Source organism: Thiocapsa sp. (assembly GCF_018399035.1).
Taxonomy (GTDB): Bacteria; Pseudomonadota; Gammaproteobacteria; order Chromatiales; family Chromatiaceae; genus Thiocapsa.
Genome location: NZ_CP073760.1, coordinates 3,009,361 through 3,031,631 on the forward strand (window position 1 = coordinate 3,009,361; position 22,271 = coordinate 3,031,631).

19 protein-coding genes, 1 other RNA gene and 1 pseudogene are annotated in these 22,271 nt (G+C 66.0%); 1 reads left to right on the forward strand and 20 read right to left on the reverse strand.

Annotated elements, in window-relative coordinates; all coding sequences use genetic code 11:
• Positions 1 to 183: 183 nt before the first annotated feature.
• Entirely contained in the window at positions 184 to 999 is an 816-nt protein-coding gene (locus KFB96_RS13655; RefSeq protein WP_366931481.1) for a M23 family metallopeptidase, read from the reverse strand.
• Positions 1,000 to 1,273: 274 nt separating this feature from the next.
• Between KFB96_RS13655 and KFB96_RS13660 the strand changes: the two genes are divergently transcribed.
• Positions 1,274 to 1,831, forward strand: a complete 558-nt coding sequence (locus KFB96_RS13660; protein ID WP_213457914.1) for a DciA family protein — start codon at positions 1,274 to 1,276, stop codon at positions 1,829 to 1,831.
• On the opposite strand, the gene lpxC is transcribed toward KFB96_RS13660, so the two are convergent.
• The 19 genes and pseudogenes from lpxC to rsmI form a co-directional block, all read right to left on the reverse strand.
• A complete protein-coding gene (gene lpxC, locus KFB96_RS13665; RefSeq protein WP_213457913.1) occupies positions 1,828 to 2,739 on the reverse strand; it encodes a UDP-3-O-acyl-N-acetylglucosamine deacetylase in 912 nt (303 codons plus the stop codon). The two genes, KFB96_RS13660 and lpxC, sit on opposite strands and share 4 nt — an antisense overlap.
• A gap of 251 nt (positions 2,740 to 2,990) precedes the next feature.
• Positions 2,991 to 4,160 carry a cell division protein FtsZ gene (gene ftsZ / locus KFB96_RS13670; RefSeq protein WP_213457912.1) on the reverse strand — a complete coding sequence of 390 codons (1,170 nt, stop codon included), beginning with the start codon at positions 4,158 to 4,160 and terminating at the stop codon, positions 2,991 to 2,993.
• A gap of 306 nt (positions 4,161 to 4,466) precedes the next feature.
• On the reverse strand, positions 4,467 to 5,702 hold the full coding sequence (gene ftsA / locus KFB96_RS13675) for a cell division protein FtsA (RefSeq protein WP_120796032.1): 1,236 nt from the start codon (positions 5,700 to 5,702) through the stop codon (positions 4,467 to 4,469).
• A 6-nt stretch (positions 5,703 to 5,708) separates the two neighbouring features.
• The gene (locus tag KFB96_RS13680; protein WP_213457911.1) at positions 5,709 to 6,503 is read right to left on the reverse strand and encodes a cell division protein FtsQ/DivIB; all 795 of its coding nucleotides are present in this window, start codon (positions 6,501 to 6,503) and stop codon (positions 5,709 to 5,711) included.
• Entirely contained in the window at positions 6,496 to 7,431 is a 936-nt protein-coding gene (locus KFB96_RS13685; RefSeq protein WP_213457910.1) for a D-alanine--D-alanine ligase, read from the reverse strand. Before KFB96_RS13685 ends, KFB96_RS13680 begins: the two co-directional genes overlap by 8 nt.
• On the reverse strand, positions 7,428 to 8,303 hold the full coding sequence (gene murB, locus KFB96_RS13690; RefSeq protein WP_213457909.1) for a UDP-N-acetylmuramate dehydrogenase: 876 nt from the start codon (positions 8,301 to 8,303) through the stop codon (positions 7,428 to 7,430). The genes KFB96_RS13685 and murB overlap by 4 nt, the downstream gene beginning before the upstream one ends.
• On the reverse strand, positions 8,300 to 9,730 hold the full coding sequence (gene murC / locus KFB96_RS13695; protein ID WP_213457908.1) for a UDP-N-acetylmuramate--L-alanine ligase: 1,431 nt from the start codon (positions 9,728 to 9,730) through the stop codon (positions 8,300 to 8,302). The genes murB and murC overlap by 4 nt, the downstream gene beginning before the upstream one ends.
• Positions 9,727 to 10,821, reverse strand: coding sequence for an undecaprenyldiphospho-muramoylpentapeptide beta-N-acetylglucosaminyltransferase (murG, locus tag KFB96_RS13700; RefSeq protein WP_213465065.1), 1,095 nt, complete (start codon positions 10,819 to 10,821; stop codon positions 9,727 to 9,729). The genes murC and murG overlap by 4 nt, the downstream gene beginning before the upstream one ends.
• Positions 10,806 to 12,021, reverse strand: a pseudogene (gene ftsW / locus KFB96_RS13705) (putative lipid II flippase FtsW). The gene murG and the pseudogene ftsW overlap by 16 nt, the downstream one beginning before the upstream one ends.
• On the reverse strand, positions 12,018 to 13,370 hold the full coding sequence (murD, locus tag KFB96_RS13710) for a UDP-N-acetylmuramoyl-L-alanine--D-glutamate ligase (protein ID WP_213457906.1): 1,353 nt from the start codon (positions 13,368 to 13,370) through the stop codon (positions 12,018 to 12,020). The pseudogene ftsW and the gene murD overlap by 4 nt, the downstream one beginning before the upstream one ends.
• 112 nt (positions 13,371 to 13,482) lie before the next feature.
• The gene (mraY, locus tag KFB96_RS13715) at positions 13,483 to 14,565 is read right to left on the reverse strand and encodes a phospho-N-acetylmuramoyl-pentapeptide-transferase (protein WP_213457905.1); all 1,083 of its coding nucleotides are present in this window, start codon (positions 14,563 to 14,565) and stop codon (positions 13,483 to 13,485) included.
• Positions 14,566 to 15,939: a UDP-N-acetylmuramoyl-tripeptide--D-alanyl-D-alanine ligase gene (gene murF, locus KFB96_RS13720; protein WP_213457904.1), complete on the reverse strand. Its 1,374-nt coding sequence runs from the start codon at positions 15,937 to 15,939 to the stop codon at positions 14,566 to 14,568.
• Positions 15,939 to 17,192, reverse strand: a complete 1,254-nt coding sequence (locus KFB96_RS13725) for a Mur ligase family protein (RefSeq protein ID WP_213457903.1) — start codon at positions 17,190 to 17,192, stop codon at positions 15,939 to 15,941. The genes murF and KFB96_RS13725 overlap by 1 nt, the downstream gene beginning before the upstream one ends.
• Entirely contained in the window at positions 17,189 to 18,958 is a 1,770-nt protein-coding gene (locus KFB96_RS13730; RefSeq protein ID WP_213457902.1) for a penicillin-binding protein 2, read from the reverse strand. The genes KFB96_RS13725 and KFB96_RS13730 overlap by 4 nt, the downstream gene beginning before the upstream one ends.
• On the reverse strand, positions 18,945 to 19,235 hold the full coding sequence (gene ftsL / locus KFB96_RS13735; RefSeq protein WP_093033467.1) for a cell division protein FtsL: 291 nt from the start codon (positions 19,233 to 19,235) through the stop codon (positions 18,945 to 18,947). The genes KFB96_RS13730 and ftsL overlap by 14 nt, the downstream gene beginning before the upstream one ends.
• Entirely contained in the window at positions 19,232 to 20,170 is a 939-nt protein-coding gene (gene rsmH, locus KFB96_RS13740) for a 16S rRNA (cytosine(1402)-N(4))-methyltransferase RsmH (RefSeq protein ID WP_213457901.1), read from the reverse strand. The genes ftsL and rsmH overlap by 4 nt, the downstream gene beginning before the upstream one ends.
• 2 nt (positions 20,171 to 20,172) lie before the next feature.
• Positions 20,173 to 20,628: a division/cell wall cluster transcriptional repressor MraZ gene (gene mraZ, locus KFB96_RS13745; RefSeq protein ID WP_213457900.1), complete on the reverse strand. Its 456-nt coding sequence runs from the start codon at positions 20,626 to 20,628 to the stop codon at positions 20,173 to 20,175.
• Positions 20,629 to 20,924: 296 nt separating this feature from the next.
• Positions 20,925 to 21,296, reverse strand: an RNA gene (rnpB, locus tag KFB96_RS13750) — RNase P RNA component class A.
• A 73-nt stretch (positions 21,297 to 21,369) separates the two neighbouring features.
• Positions 21,370 to 22,254, reverse strand: a complete 885-nt coding sequence (gene rsmI, locus KFB96_RS13755; RefSeq protein ID WP_213457899.1) for a 16S rRNA (cytidine(1402)-2'-O)-methyltransferase — start codon at positions 22,252 to 22,254, stop codon at positions 21,370 to 21,372.
• Positions 22,255 to 22,271 lie beyond the last annotated feature (17 nt).

Sequence of the window (22,271 nt, forward strand, 5' to 3'; positions counted from 1 at the left end):
CGTCCAGAGCGAGATGCTCACTTTCGAGTGAGTTCGAAGTTTAGTGAATCCACGACCCTTAGCGGGGGACGCGGTTTAAAATTTTATATTTTTTAATACTTTAAACCGCGCCGGCTCCAGCGGTTCTGAAATCCGCCGGGGCCGATCCCATCCAAAAACATCGCATACCGCACTGGGCGCGGTTTAGCCGGGTTGATCCTCCGACGCGCCGGCCAGCACGGGCCGAGGCTGACGGTCGATATAGCGGAAGGGATCGACCGCCTTGCCGTCCTTGAGAACCTCGAAATGGACATGCGGGCCGGTCGCGGTCCCGGAGGATCCGACCGTCGCGATCTTCTGTCCCTGCCGGACCATCTGGCCCTCTTTGACCAGGTTGTCCTGGTTGTGGGCATAGCGGGTGACCAGCCCGTTGACATGCCGGATGTCGACCATCCGCCCGTATCCGCCCTTGCGGCCGCTGAAGGTCACGACGCCGTCGGCGACCGCGACAATCGGTGTTCCGCGTGGACTTGCGAAGTCGACGCCCTCGTGAAAGAGGCGCCTTTTCTTGATGGGATGGACCCGAAATCCGAATCTCGAGGTGATGTAACCGGAGCGGACCGGCCAACCGGAGGGCATCACCTGCGCGGTGAGATCCTTGTCCATGATGACATCTTCGAGGACCTCGAGCTTACGCTTGCGATCCTGCACCAAGCTGACCATGCTGCCGAGCTCGCTGGCGATCTCGCGAATCGTAAAGTCTCGCGCCGGACCGTCTTCGGCGCCGCCACGCGGCGGCGGATCGCTGAAGTCGAACTCTTCGGGATTCAATCCGGACATCTGCACCAGACGTTCGCCGAGTGCGTTCAGCCTGAGAAGCTCGGCTTGCATCTCGCCGACACGCGAGGCGATCACGTCGAGATCTTCGGTCGCAGCGGGTGGGGGTGCGGGGGTCAGACTTGCGGGCGAGGGCTGGGGAACGCGTGTAGGCTGAGCACGATTGTCGACAAGTGTCGTCATATTTTGATAATGCCCGACCCAGAATCCTAATCCTCCACCGGCCAAGGTAAACAAGACAACGGCCAAGAGCGCTATAACGGCCTGTCCGCGAGCGGTTTTTCGTCGATCGAGGTGGTGCATCGTTGTTTACTCTGCTTTGGTCTCTAACTGATGAGCACTGGGCATATGGGACGATTGTCGCCACAATCGCGCCTCAGGTCGATTCGTTTTTCGCCGCGTGCAAACATCGGGACTCCGTTTGCTCAGGCCTTGCGCATACCGAGGTAGACCTTCGATGCTTCGTCCCGGATTGGCCCATGTCCGCCAGCTACTTCAATCCAACCGCTTGATTCGCAAGCATCTGGAGCACCGCGACCGGGAGTTGGCGCTGCTCGGAATGGTCTTGAGCCGGTTGCCCGACCCGCTGCGTGCGCACTGTCGCGACGCCGCGCTGACCGCTGGGGTCCTGACGCTTTTTCTCGATTCGCCGGCGTGGGTCACCCGCGCACGTTTCATGATCGAGGATCTGACCCGAGCCCTCGAGCGCGAAGGCATCGCCAAGGTGGTTGCTCAGGTCCGCGTCCGCTCGGAGCGCGATGGAATGGAAGCCCTCGGGCCGAAACCGCGGGGGACGGTCGAGGCACAACCGAGCGGCGGCGGGCGACTGAGCCAACAGACACGCGCCCATCTCCTCGGCGCAGCGGACGGGATGTCGGATCCGGTCTTGGCCGCGGTCTTTCGACGTTTCGCAAACCACCATGCCCCGGCCGCCGTGACGGCGGCCGGGGACGACAGGGATGAGTCGCCGAAATCGTCCGGCACCGGGAAGACGCCTGCTCCGAAGGCGGACTAGGCCAGCGCCACCGGGTGCGCATAGCAGATCGGGGACTCCGCGGAGTCTTCGAACACCACCTCTTCCCAGGCACTGACGTCGGCCACCAAGGCCCGCAGCAGGTTGTTGTTGAGCGCGTGCCCGGACTTGTGGGCCTGGAAGGAGCCGATCAGGGTGTGCCCCAAGAGATAGAGGTCGCCGATCGCATCCAGGATCTTGTGCTTCACGAACTCGTCTTCGTAACGCAGGCCTTCGTCGTTGAGGACACGGTACTCGTCGACCACCACGGCATTGTCGAGACTGCCGCCGAGCGCCAGATTCTGTGCACGCAATGCCTCGATTTCGCGCAGGAAACCGAAGGTGCGCGCCCGGCTCACCTCCTTGACGAACGAGGAGGTCGAGAAGTCGACGATCGCACGGTTGGAGCGCGCATGAAATGCTGGATGATCGAAGTCGATCGAAAACTCCACCTTGAACCCGTTGTAGGGCGTGAAGCGCGCGTATTTGTCGCCGTCCCGGACCTCGACCGGCCGCTTGATCCGGATGAAACGCTTGGCGCGGTTCTGCTCCTCGACGCCGGCCGACTGAACGAGGAATACGAATGGCCCGGCGCTGCCGTCCATGATCGGCACCTCGGCGGCGCCGACATCCACATAGGCGTTGTCGATCCCGAGTCCGGCAAAGGCCGACAGGATGTGCTCGACCGTCGAGACGCGGACATCCCCTTTCACCAAGGTCGTCGACAGCCGGGTGTCGCCGACATTGAAGGGTGTCGCCTTGATCTCGACGGGCACGTCCAAGTCGACCCGACGGAAAATAATCCCCGTATCGGGAGCCGCCGGCCGCAAGGTCAAGGGGATCTTCTCGCCGGTGTGCAGGCCGACGCCGGTCGCCCGGATCACATTCTTCAAGGTACGCTGCTTGAGCATCGGTCGAGGTCTCCCATCGCAAGCCATGGCGGCTGTCGGCATCCGTTGCCGGCTGATCGACGACCGAGCGTGACCCGGCAAATCCATGCCCGAGCCACGATCGTTTTCCATTCGTCATGTTGTTTTGCGGCTCGCACGCGAGCCACTTGCCGACAAGCTTAGGGTTTTCCCCGACGTTTATCAAGATCAACAACGAACCATTTTGGAGATGACTGTTTTAAAAGAACTATTTGATACAGGGAAACCCCTGATCAATCGGCCTGGCGACGCAGGAATGCCGGGATATCCAGATAATCGAGGTCGCTCTCGACCACGGCTTCGGCCACCGCGGCGGCGCCGCCCCGGCGATAGATCGCGGGCCGACCCAGGTCGTTGTAGTTCGGCGCGCTCTCGTTGCCGCCCGTGCTGCTGACCAGATGCATCGCGGCCGTTTCTTGTGCCACCTGACGTTTGAGCATGACGCGACGCTCGCCCAGCCCGGTCGCCACGACGGTGACCCGCAGCTCGTCGTCCAGCGTCGGATCGATCACGGTACCCACCACGACCGTCGCATCGTCGTCGGCGAAATCACGTACCGTGTTGCCGACCTCGTCGAACTCGCCGATGGTCAGGCTCAGTCCGGCGGTGATGTTGACCAGGATGCCCTTCGCACCGGCAAGGTCGATATCCTCCAGCAGTGGGCTGCGGATGGCGGCCTCGGCCGCCTCGCGGGCACGATGCTCGCCGCGCGCGGCACCCGTACCCATCATGGCCACGCCCATCTCGGACATGACGGTCTTCACATCGGCGAAGTCGACGTTGATCAAGCCCGGACGGGTGATCAGCTCGGCGATGCCTTGGGTCGCATGCAACAGCACGTCGTTGGCGGCGCTGAAGGCACCGAGCAGGCTCATGTCCTTGCCCAGAACCGCCAGCAGTTTTTCGTTGGGGATGGTGATCAAGGAGTCGACGTGCTTGGCCAACTCCGCAATCCCTTCCTCGGCGATGCGGCGACGCTTGGTCCCCTCGAACGGGAACGGCTTGGTCACGACCGCAACCGTCAAGATCCCGAGCTCCTTCGCAATCTGCGCGACGATCGGCGCGGCACCCGTACCGGTCCCGCCGCCCATGCCGGCGGTGATGAAGACCATGTCCGCACCCTCCAGTGCCTCTTGGATGCGATCGCGGTCCTCCATCGCGGAGTTGCGACCGACCTCCGGATCGGCACCGGCACCCAAACCCTTGGTAATGCCGGCACCAAGCTGAAGGATGGTCTTCACCTGCGAGCTCTTCAGCGCCTGAGCGTCGGTGTTGGCGCAGATGAAATCGACCCCTTCGATGGTCGCCGCGACCATGTGGTTGACCGCGTTCCCGCCGCCGCCCCCGACGCCTACGACCTTGATGACGGCGTTCTGACTGTGGGTATCCATGAGCTCAAACATGCTGTTGTCTCCTCTCGAATGCGTTTGTTGCACGACCTATGAAACCTCGTACGTGCGCGCCTCGGCGCGAACGCCCCCCCGACACCGCCGCGACGCGAGATGCGTCGCAGCCCGAGACCGCAGGCCGCGGCCCCCCGACCGACGGGGTTTGACGAAACACCCCATCCCCTACGCGTTTTCGGCAGGATCAAAGCCCCGCCACAAAGATACCCATCCCATTGAACCGCGTCGGCAACGATGTGCACGGAACGGGGCGAAGCCCCGCAAAACACGCTCGCACCGCCGGTCACGCGGAACGCGGTTTCATTAGAAATTGCCCTGAAACCAACTGCGCATCCGCGACCAAGCCCCACGCAGCCCGGCGGAATCTCCGATCTCCGGACGCCGCGAGAAACGGTGCTGACGCGCGTACATCAGCAGACCCACGCCGGTCGAATAGATCGGATTGTTCACCACCTCGTCCATCCCGATCACGTACTGCGGGACGCCGAGACGCACCGGCATGTGAAAGACCTCTTCGGCCAGCTCGATCAGACCGTCCATCTTCGAGCTGCCGCCGGTCAGGACCACGCCGCCCGCGACCAGGTCCTCGAAACCGCTGCGGCGCAGCTCGTTGTGCAGCAGGGTCAGAAGCTCCTCGTAGCGGGGCTCGACCACCTCGGCCAAGGTCTGGCGCGAGAGCCTGCGCGGCGGGCGATCGCCGATGCTCGGCACCTCGATGGACTCGCTGTTGGCCGCCAGTTGCGCCAGGGCGCAGGCATGCTTGACCTTGATCAGCTCGGCATGCTGGGTCGGCGTGCGCAACGCCACCGCGATGTCGTTGGTGACCTGATCGCCGGCGATCGGGATCACCGCGGTATGACGAATCGCCCCGTCGGTGAAGACGGCCAGGTCCGTCGTGCCGCCGCCGATGTCCACGACACAGACGCCGAGCTCCTTCTCGTCGTCGCCGAGCACCGAGTAGCTCGAGCTCAGCTGCGCGAGCACCAGATCGTCGACCTCGAGCCCGCAGCGCCGAATGCACTTGATGATGTTCTGAGCGGCACTCACCGCACCCGTGACCATGTGCACGCGGGCCTCGAGACGCACGCCGCACATCCCGATCGGCTCGCGGATGCCCTCCTGGTCGTCGATGATGAATTCCTGCGGCAGGATATGCAGGATCTTCTGATCGGCGGGAATCGCCACGGCGCGCGCCGCATCGATGACCCGATCGACATCGGCCTGGGTGACCTCGACCTCCTTGATCGCCGTGATGCCGTGCGAGTTGAGGCTGCGCACATGGCTGCCGGCGATCCCGGCATGGACCGAGTGGATCTCGCAGCCGGCCATCAGCTCGGCCTCCTCGACCGCACGCTGAATCGACTGGACGGTCGACTCGATGTCGACCACCACGCCCTTCTTCAGACCCCGCGAGGGGTGTGTGCCGATGCCGATGATCTCGATCTGGTTGTCGTCCTTGAGCTCGCCGACCAGCGCGGCGACCTTCGAGGTCCCGATGTCCAGGCCCACCAACAGATTCTTATCATTACGTCTCGACATCCGGTCTTATCCTCGTTTGCCGGATCGCGTCGGGCGACCCGTTGTCGCACGAGCCTGCGGCTCGGCGTTCGCTGCCCATTTCACGGCGAAACCGTTGCTGTAGCGCAGGTCCACCACCAGCGGCTGGCCGGCCGCCTCCAATTGCGTCGCGCTGGCGATATAGCGCGCAAGCCGTTGGTCGACGCCTTCCGTGCCGAGATACAGCTCGACCCCCATGACCAGCTCGACCCGCCAGGCCCCGCGCGGATCAACCGAGAGCGTCTGAATGAGATGGCCGATCAACATCAGATCATCGCGCCACTGCGCATAGCGCTTGACCACCTCGGGAGCACGTCGATCCTCGCCTTCGAGCAGCGGCAGACCCGCCGGGACCGTGCCCGTCCCGGGCCGAAAAACGATGCCCTCGGCGGTCACCAGACCGTCGCGATTCCAGCGCGCGATCGGGCGGTGCTCCTCGACCTCGACCTGCAGCCGATCCGGCCAGATGCGACGCACCGTGGCGCGACCGACCCAGGCCAGGTCCTCGGCGGCCTGCTTTAGATCGTGCAAATCCGCCGTCAGGAGACCGCCGCGCAGCCGCTCGCTGATGGTCTCCTGCAACAACCGCGAGGAGTGATGATGCAGCTCGCCCTCCACGGCGATGACGCGCACGGGCAACACGTGCGGCTCCCAATGGCCGAGCAGCCAAACGCCGCCGGCCATGACCGAAATCAAGAGGAACCCGGCAAGCGCGAGCCAACGCCCGGAGCGGCGCGCACGCACCTCCACGACCGGAGGGGTTGTCCGTGCCGGGTCAACCACGGTCGAGACTCGTTTCCAGGATCCGCCAAACCAGGGTGTCGAAGTCCAGCCCCGCCACCCGCGCGGCCATCGGCACCAGGCTGTGGTCGGTCATGCCCGGCACCGTGTTGATCTCGAGCAGGAACGGCTCTCCGCTGCCGTCGACCATCAGGTCGACACGGCCCCAACCACTCGCACCGGTCGCCTCGAAGGCGTCGAGCGCGAGTCGCTGCAGGCGCGACTCCTCCGCTTCGGGCAGACCGCAGGGACAGTGATAACGCGTGCTGTCGGCGCGATACTTGGCCTCGAAGTCGTAAAAGGCGTGCGGCGTTTCGAGCCGGATCAAAGGGAGCGCCTCCTGCCCGAGCACGGCGCAGGTGTATTCGGCGCCCTGGATCCAGCGCTCGGCGAGGACCAGTGCGTCGTAACCGCGCGCCGTGCGCCAGGCGTCGGCGAGTGCGGCCGTGTCCTCGACGCGCGCCATCCCGATACTCGAACCCTCGTGAACGGGCTTGATCATGAGCGGGAAGCCGAGTGCCTCGGCAGCCGCCAGATCGGCGTCCGTGCGCAGCAGCACCGATGCGGCCGTCGGCAGGCCGCACCCCGTCCAGGCCAGCTTGCAGCGATACTTGTCCATGCCGAGCGCCGAACCCAGGACACCGGATCCCGTGTAGGGCATCCCGATGGTCTCCAAGGCGCCTTGGATCTGACCGTCTTCGCCGCCGCGTCCGTGCAGGATGATGAAGGCGCGATCGAAGCCGTCGGTGCGCAGGTGTTCGAGAACCCGCTCGTCCGGATCCAACGCATGGGCGTCGATACCTTGACGCAGCAGGGCGGCCAGCACGGCACTGCCGCTCTTGAGCGAGATCTCGCGCTCCGCCGCGCGCCCGCCGAGGAGCACCGCGACCTTGCCGAACCGAGCCCGCGCCTGGATCTTCTCTGGTGTCATGGATACTCTCCGGCGATTCGTTTGACCTCGGGCACCAATCTGACGCCGGTGGCGTCCTCGACCCGACGCTGCACCAGGTCGATCAGCGCGCGGATGTCCGCGGCACTGGCCTCGCCCGTGTTGATGATGAAATTCGCGTGCTTCTCGGACACCTGCGCACCGCCGATCCGATACCCCTTGAGCCCCTCCGCCTCGATCAAGCGCGCGGCGTGATCGCCCGGCGGATTGCGGAACACCGATCCGCAGCTCGGGAGCCCCACGGGCTGTGTCTGCGCACGCCGGTCGAGCAGCTCGCGAATCCGGGCCATCCCCGCTTTGCCGTCGCCGGGGGCGAGCTCGAGCGCGGCGTCCAGGAACCACTCACCGGGCGCCCCGATGACCTCGCGGTAGCCGATCGCGAAATCGCCGGGCACCCGCTCGCGAATCCGACCGACGCGATCGATGGTCCGCACCGAGACCACATGCGCCCAGGTCTCGCCGCCCCAGGCACCCGCGTTCATGGCCAGCGCGCCCCCCATGGTGCCGGGGATACCGGCGAGAAACTCGCACCCGACCAGGTCGTGCCGCGACGCGAAGCGCGCCACCTTGGCACAGGAGACACCCGCCTCGGCATGGATCCCGCTCGCACCCCGTTGTTCCAACCGCGTCAGGCAGGCTTGGGTCTGGATCACGGTGCCGGGGAAACCGGCGTCGTCCACCAGCAGATTGCTCCCGAGCCCGAGCCACAAGAGCGGCTCCTGCGGGTCGAGTCGCGCCAGGAAGGCGGCCAGATCAGCCGCATCCGTCGGCCGATAGAAGCGGCGCGCAGGCCCGCCGACCCGCCAGCTGGTGTGGCGGGAGAGTGGCTCGCGCTCGCGCAGCTCGCCCATCATGCCCCCGACCCGACCATCAGGCTCGGCAGACGCGCCGCCAGGCCGCCGATGTCGCCGGCCCCCATCATCAGCACCATGTCGCCGTCGAGCACCAGGTTGTCCAAAAGACCCGGAACCTCGTCGATCGACTGCGCGAACACCGGATCCAGCTCGCCGCGCGTACGGATCGCACGGCTCAATGCACGCCCGTCGGCACCCGGGATCGGTGCCTCGCCGGCCGGGTAGACCTCGCACAGGACGAGTGCGTCCGGGCTGGAGAGCACCGCCACGAAATCCTCGAACTGCTCCTGGGTCCGCGTAAACCGATGGGGTTGGAAGACCAAGACCAGCCGGCGTCCGGGCCATCCGGCGCGTGCCGCCGCCAAGGTAGCCGCGATCTCGCGCGGGTGGTGCCCGTAGTCGTCGACCAAGAGCCATCGGCGACCGCGCAGGTCGGTCAGCTCGCTGATCATGAAGCGACGTCCAACCCCTTCGAAACGGGACAGGGCGCGCACGATCGCATCGTCCTCCACACCCAGCTCGAGCGCGACGCTGATGGCGGCCAGCGCGTTCAGCACGTTGTGTCGACCGGGCAGGTTGAGATCGATCTCCAACGGGGAATCGAGGTCACGCGCCTCGACGCGAAAACGGGTGCGCATGCCGTCCTGCCGGATCTCGACCGCGCGCACGTCGGCCTCCGGGCGCGTGCCGTAGGTGCGCACCGGGCGCGGCATCGACTCGACCAGGGCACGAATCTCGTCGTCGTCGATACAGAGCACCGCGAGGCCGTAAAAGGGCAGATGGTGCAAAAACTCCATGAAGGTGCTGCGCAACCGATTGAAATCGTTGCCGTAGGTGTGCATATGATCGGCATCGATGTTGGTGACGATCGAGATCATGGGCTGCAGATAGAGGAAGGAGGCATCGCTCTCGTCGGCCTCGGCGACCAGATACTTGGTGGTCCCCAGCTTGGCATTGGCGCCTGCGCTGTTGAGCCGACCGCCGATCACGAAGGTCGGATCGAGCCCGCCCTCGGCCAGAATGCTGGCCACCAGACTGGTGGTTGTCGTCTTACCGTGCGTGCCGGCCACCGCGACGCCGTAGTAGAAGCGCATCAGCTCGGCGAGCATCTCGGCACGACGCACGATCGGGATACGTCCGGCGCGCGCGCTCTGGATCTCGGGATTGGTCTCGTCGATCGCGCTCGACACCACGACGGCGTCGGCATCCGCGACCTGCTCGGCCCGGTGTCCGATGAAGATCTCGACACCCAACCCCTGGAGACGACGCGTCGCATCGCTCTCGCGCAGATCCGACCCCGCGACCTCGTAGCCCAGATTGGCCATCAGCTCGGCAATGCCGCTCATCCCGGAGCCACCGATCCCCACGAAGTGGAGTCGGCGCACCCGACCCATCCGGGCAGCGGTATGTTGAAGATGTGCGCTCATCGACCGGCAACCTCCAAGCAAGCAGACGCGATCCGTCCGGCGGCATCCGGCTGGGCGCGCGCGCGCGCCGCATCGGCCATCGTCGATAGGGTCTCGCGATCGCCCAGCAGTTCAATCAGCAGCGCAGTCAAACCGGCAACGGTCAGATCGCGTTGAATCACGAGTCGCGCCGCGCCGACATCGGACAGATAGCGGGCGTTGCCGACTTGATGGTCGTCGACCGCGAACGGATACGGCACCAAGACCGCGGCGACACCGGCTGCGGCCAGCTCCGAGACCGTGAGCGCGCCGGCCCGGCAGACGACCAGATCGGCCCAACCGTAGGCTTCGGCCATGTCGTCGATAAAAGGCGCAACCTCCGCCTCGACGCCGACCGCACGATAGGCCTCCTGCGCGGTCTCGAGCGTGCGCTCGCCGGCCTGATGGCGCACGCGCGGACGCAGCTCCGCCGGCAGCGCCGCCAGCGCGGCGGGGACCATCTCGTTGAGGACCTGAGCCCCGAGCGAGCCGCCCAGAATCAGCAGTCGAGCCGGCTCGGCGGTCCCTTGCGTACGCCGCCGCGCCAGACGTTCGCGCGGCGGCGGCAGATCGAGGATCGCGCGGCGCACCGGATTTCCGCACGCGTGCGCACCACGCGCACCCGGGAAGCTCCCGGGAAAGGCCTCGAACACCCGCGTGGCGATCCGCGCCAGCCACTGATTGGTCATCCCCGGCACGAAGTTCTGCTCGTGGATCACCAGCGGAAACCCCAGCACGCGAGCGGCCAAGCCGCCGGGTCCGGAGGCGAATCCACCCATCCCCAAGACCACCGACGGGCGACGCCGACGCAGGATTCGTGCGGCCTGCCGGAGTGCAACCGCGATCTTGAAGGGGGCACCAAGGATCTGAGCGACCCCCTTGCCGCGCAGGCCCTCGATGCGGATCCACTCCATCTCAAAGCCGTGCTCGGGCACCAGACGCGACTCCATCCCGCGACGCGTGCCGATCCAGAAGACGCTCACACCCTGCTCGCGCAGACGCTCGGCGACCGCAAGCGCAGGAAAGACATGCCCGCCGGTGCCACCGGCCATGACGGCTACGCGCGTACCCATGGCCGCCCCCCGAGTAGGCCCCTTCTCGGCCTCGATGCGACGCACCATCGCGTCGATCCGCAACAGAATCGCGATCGACATACAGGCAGCGATCAGGCTGTTGCTCCCGTAGCTCAAGAAGGGCAGCGTCAAGCCCTTGGTCGGCAACATTCCGACATTCACACCGATATTCACGAAGGCCTGCAGACCGAGACCGAGACCGACCCCCTGGGCGACATAGGCGGAGAACCGTTCGCCGACGGCCTCCGCGCGCGCCCCGATCGAGAAGGCCCGCCACGTCAGGAACGCGAAGGCCGCGATCAGCACCAGCATCCCGACCAGCCCGAGCTCCTCGCCGATGACCGATGCAATAAAGTCGGTATGGGCCTCCGGAAGAAAGAACTGCTTCTGGATCCCGTTGCCCAGCCCCACGCCGAGCCATTCACCCCGCCCGAAAGCGATCAAGGCCTGGCTCAACTGATAGCCGGTGTTGAACGGGTCCTGAAAGGGATCGAGAAAGGAGGTCACGCGCCGTAATCGATAGGGCGAGATGACGACCAGCACCAAGAGCCCGGCGGCGACGACCAGGAACAAGACCACGAAGGGCATGAGGCTGACACCGCCCAAAAACAGCATCCCCATGACGGTCGCCAGAATGACCGCCGTGGTCCCGAAGTCGGGCTGCTGGAGGATCAATGCACCGGCGATTCCGATCAAAACCATGGGCCGGATAAATCCCGAGATCCGGTTGACCACGTCGTCGGCATGGCGCACCAGATATCCGGAGACATAGATGACGGCAAACAGCTTCACCAGCTCGGAGGGCTGAAGATTCAGCGGCCCGAGCGGGATCCAACGCGTCGCGCCGTTGACCTCGCGGCCCACGCCCGGCACCAGCACCAAGACGAGCGACAGGAGACCGAGCAGGAACAGCCAAACCCCGCCGCGCTCCCACCACTCGACGGGCACGCTGTAGGCCAGGACAGCCGCGGTCAAGGCGAGGCCCAGCGCAAAGCCATGGCGCGTCACGTAATAGAAGGGATCGTCGCAGCAGTTGGCCGCGATCGACATCGATGCCGAGGCCACCATCACAAAGCCGAACGCCACCAACCCCAGCGCGCAAACGAGCAAGGGGTAGTCCACCGGGGCGACCGAACGCTCGCGCCTGCGTTGTGCGCTGCGCGCTGGATTTCCACGCACCTGGCGGGCGGCGACCGTCATGCGCCGAGCCCCCGCACCGCCTCGGCGAAGACCCGCCCGCGATGCTCGTAACTGTCGAACATATCGAAACTGGCGCAGGCCGGCGAGAGGAGGACCGTATCGCCGGGCCGGGCGATCGCCGCCGCCCGAGCGACCGCATCCTGCATGCTCGCGGCCTCCGACAGCGGGACCTCGCCGTCCAACGCCTGCGCAATCAGCCCGGCATCCCGTCCGATCAGGACCACTGCGCGCGTCGTACGCTTGACCGCCGAGCGCAGAGGTGAGAAGTCGGCACCCTTGCCCTCGCCGCCGGCGATCAGGACGGCACGACCGGTGCTTCCCGGAGGAATCAACCCGTCGAGAGCCGCCACGGTCGCCCCCGGGTTCGTCCCCTTGGAGTCGTCGTACCAGCGCACGCCGTCGCGTTCGGCAACCAGCTCGCTGCGGTGCGGCAGGCCCGAGAAGCGCCGCAGAACAGCGCAGGCCGGCTCCATCGGCAGGCCGCATCCGCCGGCGAGCGCCAAGGCTGCAAGGGCGTTCGCCAGGTTGTGCAGACCCGCAATGCGGACCTCGGAGGCCGGCATCAGGGGCTGCGTTCCTCGGCAGAGCCAACGCGCCCCGTCGTGGAGGCACAGCCCGAAGTCGCTGCCCGTCGGCTCGCCGAGGGTGAATCCGATCTCGAGTGCGGCATCCCGCGGCATGGCCACGACGATCGGATCATCCCGATTCACGACGGCGACCCGCGCCCCCCGGTAGATGCGTCCCTTGGTCTGCGCATAGGCGTCCAGATCGGGGTAGCGGTCCATGTGGTCGGCCGAGAGATTGAGCACGACCGCCACATCGGCGTGCAGACTAAAGGTCGTCTCCAACTGGAAGCTCGAAAGCTCCAGGACATAGCGCTCGGTCGATGCCTCGAGCAGCTCCAATGCGGGCTCGCCCAGATTCCCGCCGACGGACACGCGCTGCCCTGCGGCCGCTGCCATCTGCCCGACCAGGGTCGTGACCGTACTCTTGCCGTTCGATCCGGTGATGGCGCAGATCGGGGCCTGCGCGGCACGCGCGAAGAGCTCGACGTCGCCGACGACCTCGACACCGCGCGCCATCGCAGCCTGCACCAAAGGCTCGGAGACGGGAACACCCGGACTGACGACCAGACGCGCGGCGGCTGCGAAGGCTTCGGGCGCGAAGCCGCCGACGAAGACCGCGACCTCCGGCATCTCGTCACGCAATTGCTGCAAGCCGGGCGGATTCTCGCGCGAGTCGGTCACGGCCGTCGCGATGCCTTGCGAGCGCAAATAACGGGCACAGGAGAGCCCTGTCTTGCCGAGCCCGACCACCAGGGTCTTCGCGGTATCCGACAGCAGACTCATCGCACCTGCTCGCAAGACATGCGCGGACCCGTGCCGCGATTGTCCGTTTCGATCGCTTTCATTCCCCCCCCGTCGAATCAAAGCCTACACGAACCCAAGGTTGACGCTGCGCCTACCGGATCTTCAAGCTCGCCAATCCGACCAGCACCAGAACCACCGTCACGATCCAGAAGCGCACGATGACACGCGGCTCGGGCCAGCCCTTAAGCTCGAAATGATGGTGGATCGGCGCCATGCGGAAGATGCGCTTGCCGGTAAGCTTGAAGGACATCACCTGCATCATCACCGAGATGGTCTCGACGACGAAGACGCCGCCCATGATGAAAAGGACCAGCTCCTGGCGCGCTGCCACGGCCACGACACCGAGCGCGGCACCCAGAGCCAAGGCACCCACGTCCCCCATGAAGACCTGTGCCGGATAGGCGTTGAACCAGAGAAAACCCAAACCCGCGCCGACCAGTGCGCCGCAGAAGACAACCAGCTCGCCGACCTCCGGGATGTGCGGGATCAGGAGATAGCTCGAGATCGGTCCATGGCTCGCGGCATAGACGAAGACCGCCAATGCGCCGGCCACCAAGACCGTCGGCATGACGGCGAGACCGTCCAGACCATCCGTGAGATTCACCGCGTTGCTGGCCCCGACGATCACGAAATAGGTCATCAAGATGAACCAGGGCCCGAGTTGGATCGAGACGTCCTTCAGGTACGGAATCAGCAGCTCGGTCTCCGCCGGCGAGCCTGCCGTCACATAGAGCGCGATCGCCGCGGAAAAGCCCGCGACCGTCTGCCAGAGATACTTCCAGCGCGCCGCCAATCCGCGCGGGTTGCGCAGCACCAGCTTCTTGTAGTCGTCCACCAGGCCGACCAGGCCGAACGCAAGCGTGGTCAGGAGCACGATCCAGACATAGCGGTTGTCCAGATCGGCCCACAACAGCGTGCTGACCGCGACCGCCACGAGGATGAGCGCACCGCCCATGGTCGGCGTGCCGGCCTTGGACAGATGACTCTGCGGGCCGTCGTCGCGCACCATCTGACCGACCTTGTAGGCGCGCAGACGAGTGATCATCGGCCGACCGACGAGCAGAGCGATCGCAAGCGCCGTGAGCACGCCCATGATGGCGCGCAGGGTCAGATACCGGAAGACATTGAATCCGGTCTGAAACTGCGACAGCCATTCGACAAGGTAAAGCAACACCTAACTCTCTCCTACGGCGCACAGCGCCTCGACGATCTGCTCCATCCGAGCGGAGCGCGAACCCTTGACCAGAATACGGTCGCCTGCGGACATCTCGGTCCGAAGCGCACGCACGAGATCCATCTGGTCGGTAAAGTGGCGGGCGCCCTCGCCGAAGGCGGACGTCGCCGACGTGCTCAGGATACCCACGCTGAACAGACGATCGATGCCGGCCTCGCGCGCGCTCTCGCCGACCTCGCGGTGCAGGGCCTCGGCCTCCGAGCCCAGCTCGGCAAGGTCGCCCAAGACCAGCCAGCGCCGACCCGACAGGCCCGCAAGGACCTGAATCGCTGCGGCGATCGAGTCCGGGTTGGCGTTGTAGGTATCGTCGATGACGCCGATCTCGCCACACCGACGGGGGCAGAGACGCCCCTTCACGGGCATCAGCGTCGCAAGACCCGCCTGGATCGCGGCCGGCTCGATCCCGAGCGCCAACGCCGTCGCAGCGGCGGCCAAGGCGTTGCGGGCGTTGTGCTCGCCGGCCAGACGCAGGGCAATCGGGATCGCCTTGCCCTCGTGATGCGCGACGACATGAGTGCTGAAACCCGCCTCGGTCCACTCGACCCGGATCGCCGAGCGATCCGCCCGGAGGTCTGTATCGCCCTCCAGTCCGAACGTCAGGGTGCGACGACCCGCGGCCAGCTCGCGCCAGAGACCCGCGTACGGGGAATCGCCGGCGAACACGAAAACCCCCTCGCTCGGCAGACCCCGGGCGATCTCGCCTTTAGCGCCGGCAACGCCGTCGACGCTGCCGAAGCCCTCCAGGTGAGCGCGTCCGGCATTGGTGATGAGTGCGACATCGGGACGGGCGATGTCGGTCATATAACCGATCTCGCCGTGGTGGTTGGCGCCCATTTCCAGGACGAGAAAGGTCTCGTCACGGGCGCCTAAAAGGGTCAAGGGCATCCCGATATCGTTGTTCAGATTGCCGCGGGTCGCGCGGACGCTGCCGACCTGATCGAGGATGGCCGCAACCATCTCCTTCACCGTGGTCTTGCCGTTGCTCCCCGTGATGGCGACGACCCGACCGGGGAAGACATCGCGCCAAGCCGCGGCGAGGGCCCCGAGCCCGGAGCGGGTGTCCTCGACGATCCACTGCGGCAGATCCACCGGAAGCGGATGGTCGACCATCGCCGCGACGGCACCCGCCGCGCGCGCGGCGGCGACATGGTCATGCCCGTCAAAGCGCTCGCCGCGTAGGGCGACGAAGAGCTGGCCGCTGCAATCGGCACGGCTGTCGGTGCCGACCGAGTCGAAGCGGCGATCTTCGCCTTCGCGACGGGCACCGGCGAGACGGCCACCGGCGCGAGCAACGGCTTCGGAGAGAGACCACATCACCGACGACCCTCCTGCCATTCCCGCAGGGCCTCGACCACTTGGGCGCGGTCGCTGAAACGCACCTTGAGCTCGCCCATCTCCTGGATCGTCTCGTGGCCTTTGCCGGCCACGAGCACGGCATCGCCGATGCCGGCCAGCGCGATCGCGGTACGGATCGCGAGGGCGCGTCGGCGTCTTACCCGCACACGGCTCGGATCGACGACGCCGGCGAGGATATCCGCGACGATCGTCTCGCCGCACTCCCCGCGCGGGTTGTCGTCGGCGAGGATTACCTCGTCGCTCAGACGCTCGGCAATGGCACCCATGACGGGGCGAATGGCGGGATCACGCTCGCCGGCGCAGCCGAACACCGTGAAGATGCGTCGCGGGCGGTGTTTCCGCAGATTCACGAGCGCCGTTTCAAGTGCGGCCGGCGTCCGGGCCTCGTCGACCACGATCAGCGGCGTGCGCGCGTCGCCGAAGCATTCCATGCGCCCGGGCACGCCCTGGATGCGGCTCGACTCCCGTGCAGCGCGCTCGAGCGGAAGGCCGCGCGCAAGCAGCACGGCCATGACGGCGAGAAGATTGGCCGCATTGAAGGCGCCGATCAGGCCGACGGCGAGATCCGCCTCGGAACAGGCATCGCGCGTCTCGCAGGCGACGCGCAGACGCAGCCCCCTCGGCATCGGCGCGATCGATCGGGCACGGATGCAGATGTCGCATGCCGCGAGAAGGTCATCATCGGGCGGCTCCGCGGTCGGATCCGCAACGAACCCCGCAACCCCGACCCCGACGGGCAGAACGCTCAGGATCGTCTTCGAAAACGGATCGCTCAGATTCAGGACCGCCCACTTCAGACCCGGAGACCTGAAGAGGCGCAAAACAGCCTCGACGATGGCCGGCGACTCGGACGGGGCACACGTTTCGCCGAGATCGACGCCGTCGAGCCCGGTGAAAAGCGCATGACTGAAGTGAACGTCCTCCGCTCGGGCGCGCACGAGCGCGTCGAAGGAGACCTCGATGGCGACGGCACGCGCACCGCGGGAGCAGAGTCCCTCGAGCGTCGCCTCGAGGCTGCGCACGTCGCGGTCGCCTGTCGTTTTGAGGTCGCCGGGAAATCCATAGCCGACCGTGGCGATGACGCCGCAAGGCAACTCGACGGCCAACACCTGAGCGAGCGCGTGGGCAACGCTGGTCTTGCCGCGCGCCCCGACAACAGCGAAGGTCTCCGAGCATGCGTTCGGCGAACCGAGGACGCGGTCCGCCATCATGGCTTGACCTCGCGTCGCGCCAGAAGCATCGAGGGCTGCGGATCGTCCGGCGGGACATTGAACAGACGCAGGGCGCCTTCCATAACCTTCTGGAAGACGGGCGCGGCGACCAATCCGCCGTAGTAGGCCTTGCCCTTGGGCTCGTCGATCATCACGGCGATCACCAGGCGCGGCGAACCCGCCGGAGCAAAACCGGCGAACACCGCCTGGTAGAGCCCGCCGCCATAGCCGGCACGCCCTGCGGATTTTTTGGCCGTTCCGGTCTTTCCGGCAACCCGATAGCCGGTGATGGCGGCACGTCTCGCGGTGCCTTGATCGGAGACCACCGTCTCCATCATCGCCCGCACCTTGCGTGCCGTTTCGGCGCTGAGGACGCGCGTCTCCTCGCCCGCACGCGCAGGCGACGCGGGATCCTGCCTCAACAGGGAGACCGGGCGCTTGATGCCGTCGGCAGCCAACACGCCGTAGGATTGCGCCAGCTGCAGTGCGGTCACCGACAACCCGTATCCGAAGGCCTGGGTGGCATGCTCGAAGACGCGCCACGTCGAATGATGTCGCAGCACGCCCCGGCTCTCGCCCGGCACGCCGACAGCGGTCGCCTGGCCGAAGCCGAGCTGGTCGTAAAGACCCCAAAGATCACCGTAGCTCATCATCTGCGCGATCTTCACGACGCCGACGTTGCTCGATTTGGTGATGACGCCGGTCGTATCGAGGTTGCCGTAATTGCGCACGTCCTTCACGGTGTTGCGCCCGACCGCCATCGACCCGCCCCGCGTCGCGATCGTCGTCGTCGGCTTGATCAAACCACGCTCCAGTGCGGCGGCCACGACAAACGGCTTGATCGTCGAGCCCGGCTCCATGACGTCGGTCACGGCACGATTGCGGCGACGCTCGCTGCTGCCGCCGCGCTGGGCGTTCGGGTTGTAGCCCGGCTGGTTGACCATCGCGAGGATCTCGCCGGTCTCGACATCCAAGGCCACCAGCGTCCCGCCGACCGCCTTGTGCTCGGCAACGGCGGCCTTGAGCTCGCGGTAGGCGAGGAACTGAAGGCGTCGGTCGATGCTGAGCGCGAGATCCGCGCCCTGGCGCGGCGCACGGACCTGCTCGATCTCCTGCACGATCTGCTGGCGACCGTCGCGAATGACGCGACGCAGACCCGGCTCGGATTTCAGCCAGGAGTCGTACGCGAGCTCGATACCTTCCTGGCCCTTGTCGTCGATGTCGGTAAACCCGAGGACGTGCCCGAAGACCTCGACACCCGGATAGAAGCGACGGTACTCGGTCTCGAAGTCCACACCGCCGAGATTGTGATCGGCGATGACCTGTCGCACCGCGCGCGCTTCTTCGAAGCTGACGCGCCGCTTGAGATAGAGAAACCCGCGTTCGGAGGTGGCGTCGAGCCGTTCCTGCAGCGCCTTCGGCTCGAGCCCCAACGCCACGGCCAACGGCGGGATCGCATCGCGTCGCTCGACCAGCTTGCGCGGCTCGCCCCAGACCGTTTCCACCGGCGTGCTCACCGCCAGCGGCTCGCCGTTGCGGTCGGTGATCATGCCGCGACGCGCGGCAATCTCGCCCACGCGCAGATAACGGCGCTCGCCTTCGCTGCGCAGATAGTCGGTCTCGACGACTTGACGATAGAAGACCGCCGCCGAGAGGACGACGAAGGCGCTCGACAGGACACCGACCAACAGGCGGCGACGCAGCGCGAGATTCGGCCGGGCGCGCCGCGGCTCCGGACGTCGGGGACGGCGATTACGGGTAGACACGGCCGACCTCCTCGATCATCAAGACATCCTCGAACCTTGGATTGAACATGCCCAGCTGATCCCTGGCCTTGCGCTCGACCCGAACGTGCGTCGAGAGGGCAGCCTCCTCGAGACGCAGCCGATTCCACTCCACATCGACGGCGTCGCGCTGGGCACGCAGCTCCTGCAAGTGGCCGAAATGGATTCGCGTCTGATACTTGGTGTACACCACGGCGATCGCCGAGAGGGTCACGGCCAAGGCCAATCCGACCAAAATCCAAAGCGGGCGGGCGCTCATGCGAGACGCTCCGCGACACGCATGATGGCGCTGCGTGCACGTGGATTGGACGCGACCTCGGCGGGCGAAGGACGCACCGGCTTGCCGAGGATGCGCAAACGCCCGAGCGATTCCTCCGCGGTCACCGGCAGGCCCTTCGGCAGGACGGGACCGCGCGCCTCCGTGCGCATGAAACGCTTCACGATACGGTCCTCCAGGGAGTGAAAACTGATGACGACGAGCCGTCCGGAGTGAGCCAAGAGGTCGCAGGATTGGCGCAGGCAATCCTGAATCTCATCGAGCTCGTCGTTGATCCGGATGCGCAGGGCCTGGAAGGTCCGTGTTGCCGGGTGCTTGCCGGGCTCGCGCGTCGGCACCGACCGCGCGACCAAGGCGGCGAGCTGGGTTGTTGTCGTCAAGGGGCTCTCGCTGCGCTGCGCGACGACATTGCGCGCGATCCGTTTGGCGAAACGCTCCTCGCCGAAGTCGAACAGGACCTTGACGATCTCGGCCTCGGACGCACGGGACAGCCATTGCGCCGCCGATTCGCCGCGCGTGGGGTCCATTCTCAGATCCAGCGGACCTTCGGAGGAAAAACTGAAACCGCGCTCCGCCGTATCGAGCTGAGGCGAGGACACCCCGAAATCCAACAGCAGGCCGCAGAGGTTGCCCTGGACGCCGATGTGCGCGAGCAGCTCGGCGATCGAGCCGAAGCGCCCGGACACCATCGTGAAGCGCCGATCGGTGCTCGCAAGCTCGCGCCCCGCGGAAACCGCCTCGGGATCACGATCGATCGCGATCAGTCGACCGGTCTCGCCGAGGCGCTCCAGAACGGCACGACTGTGCCCGCCGCGCCCGAAGGTGCCGTCGACATAGATGCCGTTCGGATCCACGACCAAGGCATGCACGCTCTCCTCCAGCAGAACCGGCAGATGTTGTTGCTCAATCAAAGGCACACTCAAAGCGTCAAGGAACCGAGCCCGGCTGCCGTCGCCAACTCTCCGATACCTGCATCGCCGAGCGCCGCTTCGTTGCGCGCATTCCACGCAGGCTCGTCCCAAAGCTCGAACTTCGAGCCCTGACCGACGAAGGCGACACGCTTGTCCAGCGAGGCGAAATCACGCAGGTACTGCGGCAGCAGGATGCGACCCTGAGCGTCCATCTCGACCTCCTGTGCGTTGCCGATATAGAGACGCTGGATTGCACGGGCCGTGTTGTCGAACGCGGGAAGCGCGGCGAGCTTTGCCTCGATCAGCTCCCACTCGGGCTCCGGGTACAGCAGGAGGCAGCGGTCGCGATCGACGGTGACGACGAGTTGGGAGTTGCACGACGACTGCAGCCGCTCGCGGTATTTTGCAGGAACCGCAAGACGCCCTTTGACGTCGAGATTGACGATGAAGACCCCCCGAAACACGGCCGACCCCCGTGGTGACTTGCGCCAGGCGACTCCTTCCCCAATTCCCCACTTTCCCCCACTTGAGCCTCATCTTAGAGCCGCCCAAGGGGATCGTCAAGGTAATGCGCGCCTTTAATTCTTGACAGACAGCAACTTAGATGCGGTGCTCCAAGCGCAACATAACCTCGCGGAATGCATTTGTTTTCATGCAGCTAAAGGGTAAAGCTGAAGAGGTTTACAGGAGAGTCTCGAACGACGGCGACGCGGCAGTCCGACTTCCGTCGGTCGGATCCGCGGTAGGGTCGCGGGAAGGATCTGGGAGCCGGCCTATAAGCCGGGTTCTGTCGAGGACAGCCATTCATCTGGGACGTACGTCACCGTACGCCTCGAGCGACCTACCCGGGAGCACGCGCGGGCCGCGCGCTGCAGCACAGGGCTGCATGCCCCCCTATTTGGTCTTGCTCCGGGTGGGGTTTACCCTGCCGCTGCTGTTGCCACCAGCGCGGTGCGCTCTTACCGCACCATTTCACCCTTACCTCCCGTCACGAAGACGGGATCGGCGGTATCTTTTCTGTGGCACTTTCCGTGGACTTGCGCCCCCCAGGCGTTACCTGGCACCCTGCCCTACGGAGCCCGGACTTTCCTCCCTCGCCGCGAACGGCGAGCGCGGCTGTCCGGCCGACTCCCAGAAAGCAAGTATAGCGCCAATCGGGGCTTCCGGTCTCGGTCGATCGTGAACGCGTTTCGCGCCGTCACGGCTCACCCCTCGTTGTCCGGCGCGGCGATACCCTCGGCGCCTTGACCCAAATCCAGCTCGAGGCCGAGCCGGTAGAGCGCATTCTTCTTGACGCCGGTCAGGCGCGCCGCGATCGCCACGGCTTGCGCCAGCGGCAGGGTCTCGGCGAGGATGCGCAGAACCCGCTCCGCCTCCGCCCGATCCGGATCGGTTGTATCGGCGTTTCCCTCGACCAGGACGACCAGCTCGCCGAGGCGCTGCTCGGCGTCGGCCTCGAGGCGCTGCGCCAACTCGGACGCGGTGCCGGCGAGGAAGGTCTCGAAGTGTTTGGTCAGCTCGCGCGCCAGCACCAGGCGCCGTGTCTCGCCCAAGGCTTCGCCGAGATCGCGCAGGGTGGCGAGGATCCGCTTGCCGCTCTCGTAGAGGATCAGTGTGCCCCGCTCGTCGGTGAGCTCGCCGAGCCAGGCAAGGCGCTGCGATCGGGTGCGCGGGGGAAATCCGACGAACAAGAAGCGGTCGCTCGGCAAACCCGCCGCCGAGAGGGCGCAGATGGCGGCATTGGCGCCCGGCACCGGGACAACGGTCAGCCCCCGCTCGCGCGCCGCGGCCACGAGGCTGAACCCGGGATCGCTGATCAGCGGCGTACCCGCATCGGAGACGAGTGCGACGCTCCGGCCGGTCTCGATCTCGGCCAGGAGCCGAGGCGCAACACTGGCCTCGTTGTGGTCGTGATAGGCCACGAGCTTGGACGAGATGCCGAAATGGGTCAGCAACCGAAGCGTCTGGCGGGTATCCTCCGCCGCGATCAAATCGACCTCGCTCAACACCTTACGTGCCCGATCGGTCATGTCTCCGAGATTGCCGATCGGCGTGGCGACCACGTATAGTATCCCTGTTGACTGCTGCACCCTGCCTCCCAATGTCT